The organism is Microbacterium sp. K35, from assembly GCF_004794375.1.
Taxonomy (GTDB): Bacteria; Actinomycetota; Actinomycetes; order Actinomycetales; family Microbacteriaceae; genus Microbacterium; species Microbacterium sufflavum.
This window is the reverse complement of the sequence record NZ_SSDM01000127.1, coordinates 1-1,325: the sequence shown is the minus strand read 5'-3', so window position 1 is coordinate 1,325 and position 1,325 is coordinate 1. Positions and strand designations below refer to the sequence as shown.

General features: G+C 70.1%; 1 protein-coding gene. It reads right to left on the bottom strand.

Going from position 1 to position 1,325, the window contains the following annotated elements; all coding sequences use genetic code 11:
* A partial coding sequence (locus tag DW299_RS03835; RefSeq protein ID WP_240745312.1) for a CLIPPER-2 domain-containing protein occupies window positions 1-1,325 on the bottom strand: 1,325 nt, incomplete at both ends.

Here is a 1,325-nt window from a genome sequence, read left to right as displayed (position 1 = left end):
GCGACCTCGCCCGGGGCAAGGGTCGTGACATCACACGTCACCGTCCCGACCTTCGGGTCACTGACCGCGATGTCCGTCGCAGTGACCGTACCCGTGTTCGTGACCGTGAACGTGTAGTCGATCGTGTCGCCCTCATCCGTGATGCCATTGGCGTTCACATCCACCGGAGCACCGGCGACCTTGTCGAACGACAGCGACGGCACCTGATCGACCGGCGTCACCACCGTGTCGGGCTCCGAGGGGACCGGATCCTCCCCGGGAGGCGTGCCGGTCGCGGTCGCGGAGTTCTCGACCCCGCCCGCGTCGACGTCGGCCTGCGTGATGACGTACGGCGCCGCGGTGCAGGTCGCGACCTCGCCGGGGGCGAGCGTCGTGACGTCGCAGGTGACGGTGCCGACCTTGGGGTCGTTCACACCGACATCCGCGAGGGGAACGTTGCCGGTGTTCGTGATCGTGAACGAGTAAGCGATCGTGTCGCCGACATCGGTCAGGCCGTTGCCGTTGACGTCCACCGGGTCACCCGCCGTCTTGTCGATCGTCACCCCCGGGGCCGACGCCTCCGACGGGGTCGTCGTCGAATCCGGGTCGGACGGGACCGGGTCACCGCCGGGCTCCGTCCCCGTGGCGGTAGCGGTATTCGCGACCTCGCCCGCCGCCTCATCCTCGGCCGTGACCGTGTAGGTCGCCGCCGAGCAGCTCGCGACGGCCCCGGGCGCCAGGGTCGTGACATCGCAGGTGACGGTCCCCGCCTTCGGGTCACTCACGGTGATGTCGGTCAGGGTCACGTTGCCGGTGTTGGTCACCGTGAACGTGTAGTCGATCGTGTCGCCCTCATCCGTGATGCCGTTCGCGTTCACGTCCACCGGAGCACCCGCGGTCTTCTCGAACGACAGCGCCGGCGCGGCCGGGACGGCCGGGGTGGTGGTGCTGTCGTCGTCGGTGGGTGCCGGGTCGCCCGCGGGGTCTGTCGCCGAGGCGGTCGCGGTGTTCGCGACCTCGCCGGCGGCCTCGTCGTCCGTGGTGACGGTGTACGCCGGGGCGGTGCAGGTGGCGACCGCGCCCGGTGCCAGGGTCGTCACATCACAGGTCACCGTGCCGACCTTCGGATCAGCGACCGCGACATCGGTCAGGGTCACGTTGCCGGTGTTGGTCACGGTGAAGGTGTAGTCGATCGTGTCCCCGGCGTTGGTGAGGCCGTCCCCGTTCACGTCGACCGGCGTGCCGGCCACCTTGTCCAGCTCGAGCGCCGGGGTCTGGTCGGTGGGGGTGGTCGTCGTGTCGGGCTCAGACGGAACAGGGTCCTCTCCGGGCGGGGTGCCCGTGGC